Consider the following 13,083-nt stretch of genomic DNA (forward strand, 5'->3'; position numbering starts at 1 on the left):
GAGAGCTCTTTCAACTTTTAATTTAGGAGGGGTATCATGTCGGAAATACCATTAACATTAGCCGCAGCGACAGACAAAGCGAAAGAACTACGGACGCAGTTAAACCAATATTCTCATGAATATTACGTGGCGGATCAACCCACTGTAGAAGATTATGTATATGATCGCTTGTACAAAGAATTAGTCGACATAGAAACTGAATATCCAGATTTGATTACTTCTGACTCACCCACCCAACGTGTTGGCGGTAAGATTTTACAAGGATTTGAAAAAGTCACGCATGAAGTGCAGATGTACAGTCTAAATGATGGTTTCAGTAAAGAAGATATTTATGATTTTGATGAACGTGTTCAAAAATTAGCAGGTAAGCCTGTTGGTTATTGTTGTGAGTTGAAAATTGACGGACTAGCGATTTCGTTGAAATATGAAAACGGAAAATTTGTTCAAGGTGCAACGCGCGGTGATGGTACTGTGGGTGAAAATATCACAGAAAACCTAAAAACAGTTAAATCAATTCCTTTAGAATTGAAAAAGCCGATTTCAGTTGAAGTGCGTGGCGAGTGCTACATGCCTAAGCAGTCATTTGTTAACTTGAATAAAGAGCGAGAAGAAGCTGGACAAGATGTTTTTGCTAACCCAAGAAATGCAGCAGCAGGTAGCCTACGACAATTGGACACCAGTATGGTTGCAAAACGAAATCTTAGCACCTTTTTGTATACAGTAGCTGATTTTGGTCCAATGACGGCGCAGACGCAGTTTGATGCTTTAAATGAACTTTCTGAAATTGGCTTTAGAACGAATCCTGAAAAGCAATTATGTCAAACTATCGATGAAGTTTGGGCGTATATCGAAGAGTATCATGAAAAGCGTACAGATTTACCTTACGAAATCGATGGTATTGTCATCAAAGCGAATGAGTTTACGATTCAAGATGAATTAGGTTTTACAGTTAAGGCACCTCGCTGGGCGATTGCATACAAGTTTCCACCCGAAGAAGCACAAACAGTGGTAGAAGAAATCGAATGGACGATTGGTCGGACAGGTGTAGTGACACCAACGGCTGTCATGCAACCAGTTCGTGTAGCAGGAACGACTGTTAGTCGGGCAAGTTTGCACAATGCTGATTTTATTGCAATGAAGGATATTCGCTTGAATGATACCGTGATTATCTATAAAGCAGGCGATATCATTCCTGAAGTTGCTCAAGTCTTGACGGAAAAACGAGATGAAAGCAGTCAACCATATGAAATCCCGACCCATTGTCCTGTTTGTGATAGTGAGCTTGTTCATTTAGATGAAGAAGTTGCTTTGCGCTGTATCAATCCAAAATGTCCGGCGCAAATCAAAGAAGGGTTAAATCACTTTGTCTCTAGAAATGCGATGAATATCGATGGTTTAGGACCTCGTGTCTTAGAGCAAATGTTCGATAAGGAGTTAGTCGCTGATGTCGCTGATTTGTATTTTTTAACAGAGGAACAGTTAATGACGCTAGATAAAGTCAAAGAAAAGTCAGCAAATAATATATACAAAGCGATTGCTGCTAGTCGTGATAATTCTGTTGAACGTTTGCTTTTTGGTTTAGGGATTCGTCATGTTGGGTCTAAGGCAGCTAAAGTTTTAGCTGAACATTTTGGTGACCTAAATGCAATCAGTAAAGCAACGAAAGATGAGGTTGTGGCGCTGGATTCAATGGGAGAAATTATTGCGGACAGTTTGGTCACTTACTTTGAAAATGAAGAAGTCCATGAATTGATGGATGAATTGACAAAAGCGGGCGTGAATTTTGAATACAAAGGAATCCGCACCGCTCAATTAGCAGCCGTTGAATCGCCATTCAAAGATAAAACGGTCGTTTTAACAGGGAAACTAACCCATTATAATAGAGAAGAAGCCAAAGAAAAGATCGAAAATCTAGGTGGAAAAGTAACAGGGAGCGTTTCTAAAAAGACGGATATTGTCGTGGCTGGTGAAGAAGCTGGCAGTAAGTTAACGAAAGCTCAAGACCTTGGTATTGAAGTCTGGGATGAACAACAAATGGTCACAGCATTAGACAATAGTACGACCATTGAAGCAACTGAAAATGAAACAATCTAGAACTTTCAGCACAAATTTTACATTTACAGACTATTTTCTTTCATCTCTATCATAATTTCTTAGAATTTTATGATAGAATAAGAAAAAAGCTGTTTTCTTAACGAGAAATATCGTTTAACAGTATAAAAATGAACTAGTGAACTCATCTAAGCTGTCTTTTGGTTGTTTAAACGATCAACTGAAAGGGCTACAGCTTGTCTGAGTTTTTCTAAAGGAAAGAAGGGTATCCATGGCAATCAGTGAAGAAAAAGCAAAACATGTAGCCAAATTGTCCAAATTGTCTTTTTCCGATGAGGAATTAAAAGACTTTACCGCTCAATTAGGCAAAATCATCGACATGGTAGAATTATTAGAAGAGGTAGATACAGAAGGCGTTCCGTTTACCTCTAATGTTGCACAATCGATCAATGTAATGAGAGAAGATGTTGTGACACCAGGTATGGATCGCGATGAATTAATGAAAAACGTACCTGAATCAGAAAATGGCTATATTAAAGTGCCAGCGATTATCGACAATGGGGAGGCTGGTGCATAATGGAAAAATTATATGATAAGTCCTTAACCGAGCTGCATGATTTACTTGTCTCAAAGGAAATCACAGCAACTGATTTAACACATGCAACCTTAAACCGGATCAAAGAAACAGAAAAAGATGTAGATTCATTTATTACAATCCGTGAAGAGAAAGCGCTAGAGTTGGCAAAAGCAATCGACCTGAAAGGAATCACTGAATCTAATCCGTTAGCGGGTATTCCAATTGGGATCAAAGATAATATCGTCACCAAAGATATTTTAACAACAGCTGCATCAAAAATGTTGCACAATTTTAATCCAATTTACGATGCAACCGTTATGGATAAAGTCTATCAAGCAGACATGATTCCTGTTGGGAAATTGAATATGGATGAGTTTGCGATGGGCGCAAGTACAGAAACATCATACTTCAAGAAAACAAAAAATGCGTGGGATCACACTAAAGTACCTGGTGGCTCTTCTGGCGGCTCGGCAGCAGCTGTAGCAGCAGGACAAATTCCGGTTTCTCTAGGAAGTGATACTGGCGGAAGTATTCGTCAACCTGCTTCTTTTAACGGAATCGTTGGGATGAAACCGACTTATGGACGTGTATCTCGTTTTGGGTTGATTGCATTCTCTTCAAGTTTAGATCAAATTGGACCAATGACAAGAAATGTACAAGACAATGCGTTAGCTTTGAATGCAATCAGTGGCTTTGATGAAAAAGATGGCACGTCGGCTGGGGCTTCAGTTCCTGATTTTACTGCTGGTTTGACTGGGGATATCAAAGGAATGAAAGTCGCTTTACCTAAAGAATATTTAGGGGAAGGGGTAGATGCTGGCGTTAAAGAAGCTGTTCTTAAAGCTGCTGAAACCTTTAAAGCACTTGGAGCAACCGTAGAAGAAGTTAGTTTACCGCATTCTAAATATGGTGTAGCTGTGTATTATATCATCGCTTCATCAGAAGCAAGTTCAAACTTACAACGTTTTGATGGTATTCGTTATGGCTATCGCTCTGAAAACGTGAAAAATCTTGAAGATGTGTATGTAAATTCACGTTCAGAAGGATTTGGTTTAGAAGTAAAACGCCGTATTATGCTTGGGACATTTTCTTTAAGTGCTGGACATTATGATGCACACTTTAAAAAAGCAGGACAAGTTAGAACCTTGATCAAGCGAGACTTTGATGCTGTTTTTGAGAAATATGATATTATCATTGGTCCTGCTTCACCAACTGTCGCATTTGGTTTAGGTGAAAACATCAACGATCCAATCACGATGTATATGAACGATCTATTAACAATTCCAGTTAACTTAGCTGGATTACCTGGTATGTCAGTACCAGCTGGATTTTCAGAAGGATTGCCTGTCGGCTTGCAAATCATCGGAAAACCATTTGATGAGAGTACGATGTACAAAGCGGCTTATGCATTTGAACAAGCAACGGATTTCCATACGAAAAAACCTGTGATCTTAGGGGGGAATGACTAATGAACTTTGAAACTGTCATCGGACTTGAGGTCCATGTAGAATTAAAAACAAACTCTAAAATCTTTTCACCTGCACCAGCGCACTTTGGAGCAGAACCAAACAGCAATACAAACGTGATTGATTGGGGTTATCCAGGCGTATTACCAGTTATGAATAAACAAGCTCTTGAATTTGGGATGAAAGCAGCACTGGCGTTAAATTGTGAAATCTCGAAAGATACGCATTTTGACCGTAAAAACTATTTCTACCCAGATAATCCGAAAGCGTACCAAATTTCTCAATTTGATCAACCAATTGGTCATGATGGCTGGATCGATATTGAAGTGGAAGGCAAAACAAAACGCATCCGTATCGAACGTGTACATTTAGAAGAAGATGCTGGAAAAAATATCCACGGTGATGGTGGTTATTCATACGTTGATTTGAACCGTCAAGGAACACCTCTGATCGAAATCGTTTCAGAAGCAGATATGCGTTCACCAGAAGAAGCCTATGCTTATTTAGAAGCAATCCGCTCAATCATTTTATTTACAGGCGTTTCTGATGTGAAAATGGAAGAAGGTTCAATGCGTTGTGATGCCAATATCTCTTTACGTCCATATGGGCAAGAAGAATTTGGAACAAAAGCTGAACTTAAAAACTTAAACTCAATGAGTTTTGTCAAAAAAGGTCTTGCTTTTGAAGAAAAACGTCAAGCGAAAGTGTTGTTATCTGGTGGCGAAATCCAACAAGAAACACGTCGCTTTGATGAAACGACAAATAAAACATTATTGATGCGTGTTAAAGAAGGTTCAAGTGACTACCGCTACTTCCCAGAGCCTGATGTTCCTCGTTTTGCGATCGATGATGAATGGATCGAACGTGTTCGTCACAGCTTGCCAGAAATGCCAGCGTCTCGTCGTGCTCGTTATATCAAAGAACTCGGTTTACCAGAATACGATGCGATGGTTCTAACACTGACAAAAGAAATGTCTGATTTCTTTGAAGCCGCTCTAAATGAAGGAGCAGATGCTAAACAAGTATCTAACTGGTTGATGGGTGAAGTTTCTGCTTATTTGAACAGTGAAAAAATCGAATTACCAGATACTAAATTGACCCCTGCCAATTTAGCTGGCATGATTACATTAGTTGCAGATGGTACAATCAGTTCTAAAATCGCTAAAAAGGTCTTTAAAGAGCTGATCGAAAATGGTGGAGATGCCAAAGAAGTCGTTGAATCAAAAGGCTTAGTTCAATTATCAGATCCATCACAATTATTACCGATCATCAATGAAGTATTGGATAATAATCAACAATCTGTCGATGATTTTAAAAACGGGAAAGACCGCGCTGTTGGCTTTTTAGTCGGTCAAATCATGAAAGCAACGAAAGGCCAAGCCAACCCAGGCGTTGTGAATAAATTATTACAAGAAGAATTGGCAAAACGTTAGAAAGCGGCAGATGATGATGAAAAAAGCAAGAGTGATTTATAATCCAACTTCAGGTAAAGAGCTAGTCAAAAAGAATCTAGCTGATATTCTTTCTGTATTAGAAGAGTGCGGATATGAAGCGAGTGCTTTTGCGACAACTCCAGCTGAAAATTCCGCTAAGAATGAAGCCCGTCGAGTGGCAAAATTAGGTTTTGAGCTAATTGTTGCCGCCGGTGGTGACGGGACCATCAATGAAGTCGTAAATGGTATTGCTCCTTTAGAAAAAAGACCGTCTATGGCGATTATACCAGCTGGAACAACCAATGATTATGCACGAGCATTAAAAATCCCTAGAGATAACATCGTCAAAGCGGCAGAAGTAATCAAAAAAAATCAAACAGTTAAAATGGATATCGGTAAAGCAAAAGATAGTTACTTTATCAACATAGCTGCCGGGGGCCATTTAACTGAACTGACATATGAGGTTCCTTCAGAGCTGAAGAGTATCTTTGGGTATCTTGCATACTTGGCAAAAGGTGCTGAAATGCTGCCGCGGGTCAAACCAATCAAAATGCGAATGGAATATGATGAAGGTGTCTATGAAGGCAATGCATCAATGTTTTTCTTAGGTTTGACGAATTCTGTTGGCGGTTTCGAACAAATCGCGCCAGATGCCAAGCTAGATGACGGAAAATTTTCTTTGATTATTGTGAAAACTGCGAATGTTTTTGAAATTCTCCATTTAGCTGCCTTGATGCTTAACGGTGGAAAACACATAGAAGACAATCGCTTGATCTATACAAAAACCAGTCATCTGAATGCTCAGACGCTTGAAGAAAATAGTCGTATGATGATCAATTTAGATGGTGAATATGGTGGAGACGCACCAATGGAATTCACTAATTTACATCAGCATATTGAAATGTTTGCCAATGCTGATGCGATTCCGTCTAATGCAATCATGGGTTCTGTCTTGGATGATTATGATGGGACTTCAGATGAAGAGGACGAATATCATGAAACTAGTAAAGAATTCGTCAAAGAAGTAGAACGTTTGACCGAAGAAGACATTGATAATAATGGAAAAATCGGTTGATTCATGATAACTGCAAAAAAGTATCTAGACACGCGTCTTAGATACTTTTTTGTTGTAGTAGGGTTACGTATATTTTTGTTAGAAGAATCATGAAATGAAATACTAAACACTGTATATAGTGTTTAGTAATCAAAAAAAAACGATATGTTGTATAAAAAATGTCTCATAATCGATTAATGAGATGTATTCACATTGACTTGTAATTGAAATAAGAGTAAATTAAATAAGTCGCATCTCTCAAAAAATGATAAACAAGGTAAGCAGGTTTTTCATTTGATAGGAGTTACGATTTATTGGCTGAAAATAATTAACAATAGGTAGGGAGTTCGATGGCAGTGATCGTTTTAGCAGGTACCATTGGTGCAGGAAAATCTAGTTTAACAGAAATCATTTCAGAACATTTAGGATCAGAGGCTTTTTATGAATCAGTTGATGATAATGAAGTATTACCTCTATTTTATGCAGATCCTAAAAAATATGCTTTTTTATTACAAATTTATTTTTTAAATAAACGGTTTGATAGTATTAAACAAGCACTTTCTCATAAAAATAATGTATTAGATCGTTCAATCTACGAAGATTCTTTATTATTTCATTTAAATGCTGATTTAGGTAGAGCAAATGAAACAGAAGTAAAAGTTTACGATTCCTTATTAGAGAATATGTTACAAGAATTACCTTATGCAGCAAATAAAAAACGTCCTGATTTATTAGTGCACATTAAAATATCGTTTCCTAAAATGTTGGAGCGAATTCAAAGACGTGGACGTCCCTATGAGCAAGTTGAACAAGATCCCGCTTTATATGATTACTATAAAGAATTAAATACCCGTTATGAAAAATGGTTTGAAGAATACAATGAGAGCCCAAAAATCCAAATTGATGGAGATAAGTATGATTTTATCGAGAGTGAAACAGCCAAAAAACAGGTGATCCAGCTTATCGAAAATAAACTTCTTGAAATCAATTAAATGGAAAGATTAATTTTTAACTCTTTTCATTGTAGAAACAATCTCTCTATTGCTTTTCTAGCATTTTTTCATTAGAATGAGAGAAGTGCATTAAAGAAGGAGCGACTTATGAATAATTTTCCAGTGAACAAAAATGAAACAATCGAAGTTGATATTATTGATCTGACACATGAAGGAATGGGTGTTGCCAAAGTTGATGGCTACCCGCTTTTTATAGAAAATGCTTTGCCAGGTGAAAAAATCGAAATCAAAGTCTTGAAAGTCGGTAAAAGTTTCGGCTACGGGAAAGTCTTGACTATCTTAAAATCAAGTGAAGATCGTGTACCAGTTAAAGACGCAAATTTTACTAAAGTTGGGATCAGTCCATTACAGCATTTAGCCTATGGTGCTCAATTGACATTTAAAACAGACCAAGTGAAAAACGTGATGCAACGTGTAGCAAAATTACCAGACGTTCCAGTATTGGATGCATTAGGTATGAATAATCCATGGGGTTACCGTAATAAAGCACAAATTCCAGTCAGAAAAATCGATGACAAGCTGCAAACTGGTTTCTTCAGAAAAAATAGCCATGATTTGATTCCCTTAGAACATTTCTACATCCAAGATCCTAGCATTGATGAAGCAGTCATCAAGATTCGTGATATCATGAGACGTTATAGTATTAAACCTTACAACGAATCTGATAACACTGGTAACTTGCGTCATATCGTTGTTCGTCGTGGGTACCATACGGGAGAAATGATGATCGTTTTAATTACGAGAACCGCTAAATTATTCCCAACAAGTAAAATCATTCCTGATATTTTAGAAGCCTTGCCAGAAGTTGTCAGCATTGTTCAAAATGTCAATTCCAAAAAGACAAATGTGATTTTTGGAGATGAGACGATTCTGTTACACGGAGAAGACAAGATGATCGATACGATTTTTGATTTGAAATTTGAAATCTCTTCTCGTTCATTCTACCAAGTCAATCCCCAACAAACAGAAGTGATGTACAATAAAGTCAAAGAATACGCAGCATTAACGGGTGAAGAAGTAGTGGTTGATGCTTATTGTGGAATTGGTACGATTGGACTAACTTTAGCGAAAGATGCTAAACATGTTTATGGTGTGGAAGTCATTGAAGAAGCTGCAAAAAACGCTGAAAGCAATGCAAAACTAAACAACATCACAAATGCGACATTTACAGCAGGGTTAGCTGAAGAAGCCTTACCGCGAATGATCGAAAATGACATCAAACCAGATGTTGTCATCGTTGATCCTCCACGTAAAGGGTTAGAAGCAAGTTTGGTAGAAACGTTGATCGAAACGAAGCCCAAACGGATCGTTTATGTAAGCTGTAATCCAGCAACATTAGCACGTGATCTTGCCCTACTTGTTGAAGGCGGCTTTGAAGTCAAAGAAGTCCAACCAGTGGATAATTTCCCGCAAACAACTCATATCGAGTCAGTCACTTTGTTAACAAGGACGGTGTAAAATGGATACAAAAAAGAAAATGCTTGAACTAATCAAGAAAAAACAAAGCGGTGGTCGTTCGAAACAAATGGAGACGCCAAAAAATGACCGTAAAAATATGCGTAAAGGTCCAAAAATTTATAATAAATAACGAACTGATTCTAACTGAAGGAGCTTTTTTTAGCTCTATACGAACTATTACCCGAAACAAAATGAAATAATCATTTTGTTTCGGGTTCTTTTTGTATTTAAAGTGATTTGAAGTTATTTCTTTTGGTCGGCTACTCTTTTTTTATAGACCTCGATTTTATAATCAAGAACCTCAATTCCTTGTTGGATTTGTTCCATCTCTTTCAGAGCAAGTTCCTTTTGCTTTTGTAGTAAATCTAATCGATTCTGATTCGTAGAATCTCCCTCATACCACCAAGTTAAATATTGTTTCAAGTCTTCGATCGTCATTCCAGTTTTTTTCAAATGAAGAAAAAAGTCGATCCACTCTTTGTTTCGATCATCATAAATCCGAATATTATTCTGATCGCGATTCACTGTGATCAAGCCTTCTTTTTCATAAAAGCGCAAAGTATAAGGTGTCAGGCCAGTCATTTTTGAAAATTCGTGGATTTTGTACGTCATAAAAAAATCCTCTCTGATTATTATTTCCTTTATTTTACCACTTAGAGTCGACTCAAGGTCAAATAGAAAATTAATGCTATGTTCAATTTCAGTTGACTTGGAGTGCACTTCAAATGCTATCGTAACTTGAAAGAACAAGAAGGGTGGGACTTTAGTGAACAAACAACTTATTTTTATCGATGAATCTATTCTATTCAAACGAGAAGTGCAAATTGATCATTTATTCGAGCAACAACAATCATTACCAGTAGTTATTAGTAAATTACCTTATGTGCTCTTAAAAGAATCAATTGATTTAAGATTGGACACATTCATCTGTTTAAATGGACAACAAATAATTTTACAAGATAAGATACTCCGAAATAGTTACCTTCCTAAAGAGGAATTAAAAGATGTAATCCAGTTGTGCAGCTATACAAAACACCCGATTGCTTTGTATTATGAGGACCGAATTGAGATCAGTTGCATTGATCAAACGGTCAAAGAATACCAGTATTATCATAAAGAAAGCAAATTTGTCGAGGTTGCTAAGTTTAGTAGTTTAGAAAATGTTCTACAGGTTAAAGTATTTAATGAAACACAAAGAAAAGATATTCTTTATGAAACGTTTTACCATAAAAAGCTGTCTTTTAAACGTGCGGATCCTTATTCAATAGTCTTAGGAACGAATCAGCAAGATCAGATGGAAGCAATTGTTTACTTGAAACGAGTATATGAAAATTTTTTATAAAGACAAGCTGTTACTTTAGTTTAAATAATATGCGTTTATCTACAGTTAGATAAACCTGACTTTTGATTCATTATCAAACCAATGAATACAACCATACAGAGGGAATCATTTCATCTTGGAGCAAGAAAAAGCGATTACTCAGAAAAATTGATATAATAATCAGGAAGTCTAGTATCACATTAATGGAAAAAGTTAAATTAACCAAAAATTCAGAAGAATTTTGGTGACACTGAAGAGAGTAAATATGAATGATTGATTATTTGAAGGAAAATTTGGAGTAATTACACTCTTGAAAAATGAATAATGGAGATGATAGAAAATGTCTTTGGTTGAAATAATGGGTGAATTAGAAAAACTTGGAACGGCCCAAACACGTAAAACGTTCAGAACACATGGTGCACCTACCAATTGCTACGGCGTTAAAATTGGTGATCTTAAGAAATATTTGCTAAAAAAAGTAAAGGATCATCATGAACTTTGCTTAGAACTTTTCGCTACTGGAAATTCAGATGCGCAATATTTAGCCGGCCTTGCAATTGATTCAAAAAAAATGACAAAGGTGGAAATCACTTCATGGTTAAGGCAAAGTAGCTGGTCAGCAATTGATGAGACAATTGTAGCTGGCGTTGCTGCAGAAAGCCCTTTTGCCCTGGAGCTTGCGCGAGAATGGTTAGCTATGTCGGATTCAAAATCGCAAAATGTTGGTTGGCTGACATTTGGAAAATACCTTTCCATCCAGTCCGATGATCAAATTGCTCAAGTGGAGATTGAACAACTTTTGCAACGGTTAAAAAAAGAAATCCATATGGCTCCTAATGAGATTAGATACAGTATGAATCAATTTATTATTTACGTAGGCAGCTACTATACAAACTTAACAGACATAGCATTAGAAACTGCTGCAGATATAAAAGAGATCGAAATAACCCTGGCAACAAGAGGATGTCGTTTACCTAATCCTGCCACAAAAATACAGAAGCTTAAAGATCATAATCGATTAGGTATCAAGCGTAAACAAATTATTTGCTGATTAGAACAGAGAAATCGTAAACGAGGAGAATATTTATGATAGAAACCAAGCGTTTGGCTATCCGAAAGATTAGAGAAACTGAAGTTAATATGATAGCATTGTACAAGATATTATCTGATGAAACGGTTAATAAGTATCTTCCATGGTATCCAGTAAAAAATATAGAAGAGACCAAAAAGTTTTACAAAGCTAAGATTAATCTTAATGGCAAAAAAATAATGGGTATCATTTTATGATTATTCTTAAAGAACACAATCATACAATTGGTTATATCTCTGTGAGCGAGGATGACAGTCACGATTTTGGTTGTGGTTTGTTAAAAGAGTATTGGGGAAATGGGCTGATAACAGAAGCTAGTCTTGCAGTTGTTCACTTTTTAAAAGAAAAGGGATGGCAGTATGTTACGGCTACCCACGATATTCATAACATCGCCAGTGGTAAGGTCATGGGAAAAATTGGAATGAGCTACAAGTATTCCTACGTAGAACAATGGCAACCCAAAAATATCAGTGTCACATTTAGATTGTACCAATTAAATTTCGATGATGATCAAGAAAGAGTCTATCAAGACTATTGGGAAAACTATCCTGAACATTTTATAGAGGAGCTATAAATATGAGTATAAGTATAAAACAACCAGCTATTTATCATTATGTTGGTAAAATGGTTGGGTTGGTTATTTACTAAAAAGGAATAGCATGATTGATAAATAGCTGATTGAAATAACAGACTCTGCTAACCTGTTATTTTTTAGGAAGTTAGAATTCTCCTCCGCCAGATAAATTCTAACTATTACTGACACACACGGCATCTTTCATTGTTTTTAACATTCAGTGTTGTAGATCTAAGAAATTATTTGTTTTTGTACGCATTGACTCGGCAACCTTTTTAGACTGAATGAAAAAACTGGTGAGTGATTGATGCTAGTAATGTCAGCTCGTAAATACCAAGTGATTTTAGAAAAATCGTGTCAAGAAAAAAGGAGAACTTGGTATTTACTATTTATAAAAAGAACGAAAAAATGCGGTATTAGTCACCAACCAATACCGCGCAAGAGTGCAATAAATACCCATCAACTATCTAAATTACTAAAAATTGTAGAAAACACTAGTATTTCTTACAATTTTTAGGTAAAATGAATAAGTCAATGTACATTGACTCAGGCAACTTGTATTGTCAGTTCTGGCTGACGATACAGGGCTCTGTTAGAGGATTTGCTGTCTTCTTACAGAGTGCCTGTTTATTTTGTTTTTCGTTCTAATTACCAATAGCAATGTGAAAATCAAAAAATGGTATTAGTCAGCAACTAATACCATGAGCGTTCGCTAAATAAATATTCACTAAATTCATTTATTGCACAAAAAAGACTGGTAATCTTTTCTTACTTTTAGTACAATGAAAATAGTCAATAAACTATTGACGGAGGCACTTGTATTATTAGTTCTGGCTGATAATACAGGGCTCTGCGGGATGATTTGCTGTCCTCCTGCAGAGCGCCTTTTTTTATTTGATTTTGTAATATTATCTTAACTTAAAGATAGGAGTACAGTCAATGGGATTTTAGAAATAGTAAAAAAAATGTGAAGTGAGTAAAAAGGAAAGCTGATAGTTAGGAGCCTTTTTAATTTGACACTAAAGAAATTCTTAATCTTTTGTTC

At 36.4% G+C, this 13,083-nt stretch carries 13 protein-coding genes; 12 read left to right on the top strand and 1 reads right to left on the bottom strand.

What is annotated here, in order from left to right:
- Nucleotides 1–36: 36 nt before the first annotated feature.
- The 8 genes from ligA to IGJ50_RS04545 all read left to right on the top strand — a co-directional run bounded on the left by ligA (nucleotide 37) and on the right by IGJ50_RS04545 (nucleotide 9,183).
- Complete coding sequence (gene ligA / locus IGJ50_RS04510; protein WP_069641055.1) at nucleotides 37–2,094, top strand: NAD-dependent DNA ligase LigA; 2,058 nt, start codon at nucleotides 37–39, stop codon at nucleotides 2,092–2,094.
- Nucleotides 2,095–2,323: 229 nt separating this feature from the next.
- A complete protein-coding gene (gene gatC / locus IGJ50_RS04515; protein ID WP_069641056.1) occupies nucleotides 2,324–2,629 on the top strand; it encodes an Asp-tRNA(Asn)/Glu-tRNA(Gln) amidotransferase subunit GatC in 306 nt (101 codons plus the stop codon).
- Nucleotides 2,629–4,098: an Asp-tRNA(Asn)/Glu-tRNA(Gln) amidotransferase subunit GatA gene (gatA, locus tag IGJ50_RS04520; protein WP_429949090.1), complete on the top strand. Its 1,470-nt coding sequence runs from the start codon at nucleotides 2,629–2,631 to the stop codon at nucleotides 4,096–4,098. Before gatC ends, gatA begins: the two co-directional genes overlap by 1 nt.
- The gene (gene gatB / locus IGJ50_RS04525; RefSeq protein WP_429949092.1) at nucleotides 4,098–5,528 is read left to right on the top strand and encodes an Asp-tRNA(Asn)/Glu-tRNA(Gln) amidotransferase subunit GatB; all 1,431 of its coding nucleotides are present in this window, start codon (nucleotides 4,098–4,100) and stop codon (nucleotides 5,526–5,528) included. The genes gatA and gatB overlap by 1 nt, the downstream gene beginning before the upstream one ends.
- A gap of 16 nt (nucleotides 5,529–5,544) precedes the next feature.
- Nucleotides 5,545–6,603, top strand: coding sequence for a diacylglycerol kinase (locus IGJ50_RS04530; RefSeq protein ID WP_429950027.1), 1,059 nt, complete (start codon nucleotides 5,545–5,547; stop codon nucleotides 6,601–6,603).
- Between the two features lie 329 nt (nucleotides 6,604–6,932).
- Nucleotides 6,933–7,574, top strand: coding sequence for a deoxynucleoside kinase (locus IGJ50_RS04535; protein ID WP_429949094.1), 642 nt, complete (start codon nucleotides 6,933–6,935; stop codon nucleotides 7,572–7,574).
- 108 nt (nucleotides 7,575–7,682) lie between these two features.
- Nucleotides 7,683–9,053, top strand: a complete 1,371-nt coding sequence (rlmD, locus tag IGJ50_RS04540; RefSeq protein WP_069641060.1) for a 23S rRNA (uracil(1939)-C(5))-methyltransferase RlmD — start codon at nucleotides 7,683–7,685, stop codon at nucleotides 9,051–9,053.
- Nucleotide 9,054: 1 nt separating this feature from the next.
- A complete protein-coding gene (locus IGJ50_RS04545) occupies nucleotides 9,055–9,183 on the top strand; it encodes a hypothetical protein (protein WP_010765698.1) in 129 nt (42 codons plus the stop codon).
- Between the two features lie 113 nt (nucleotides 9,184–9,296).
- Here IGJ50_RS04545 and IGJ50_RS04550 read toward each other — a convergent pair whose 3' ends face one another.
- Entirely contained in the window at nucleotides 9,297–9,665 is a 369-nt protein-coding gene (locus tag IGJ50_RS04550; RefSeq protein WP_069641061.1) for a MerR family transcriptional regulator, read from the bottom strand.
- A gap of 154 nt (nucleotides 9,666–9,819) precedes the next feature.
- On the opposite strand from IGJ50_RS04550, the gene IGJ50_RS04555 reads away from it, so the two are divergent.
- The 4 genes from IGJ50_RS04555 to IGJ50_RS04570 all read left to right on the top strand — a co-directional run bounded on the left by IGJ50_RS04555 (nucleotide 9,820) and on the right by IGJ50_RS04570 (nucleotide 12,038).
- Entirely contained in the window at nucleotides 9,820–10,395 is a 576-nt protein-coding gene (locus tag IGJ50_RS04555) for an HAD hydrolase family protein (protein WP_207121549.1), read from the top strand.
- 319 nt (nucleotides 10,396–10,714) lie between these two features.
- The gene (locus IGJ50_RS04560; RefSeq protein ID WP_429949097.1) at nucleotides 10,715–11,425 is read left to right on the top strand and encodes a DNA alkylation repair protein; all 711 of its coding nucleotides are present in this window, start codon (nucleotides 10,715–10,717) and stop codon (nucleotides 11,423–11,425) included.
- Between the two features lie 35 nt (nucleotides 11,426–11,460).
- Nucleotides 11,461–11,661 carry a hypothetical protein gene (locus IGJ50_RS04565; protein ID WP_242551059.1) on the top strand — a complete coding sequence of 67 codons (201 nt, stop codon included), beginning with the start codon at nucleotides 11,461–11,463 and terminating at the stop codon, nucleotides 11,659–11,661.
- On the top strand, nucleotides 11,658–12,038 hold the full coding sequence (locus tag IGJ50_RS04570) for a GNAT family N-acetyltransferase (RefSeq protein ID WP_429949098.1): 381 nt from the start codon (nucleotides 11,658–11,660) through the stop codon (nucleotides 12,036–12,038). Before IGJ50_RS04565 ends, IGJ50_RS04570 begins: the two co-directional genes overlap by 4 nt.
- Nucleotides 12,039–13,083: the final 1,045 nt, after the last annotated feature.

The sequence above is a fragment of the Enterococcus sp. AZ101 genome (assembly GCF_050499005.1).
Lineage (GTDB): Bacteria > Bacillota > Bacilli > Lactobacillales > Enterococcaceae > Enterococcus_L > Enterococcus_L ureilyticus.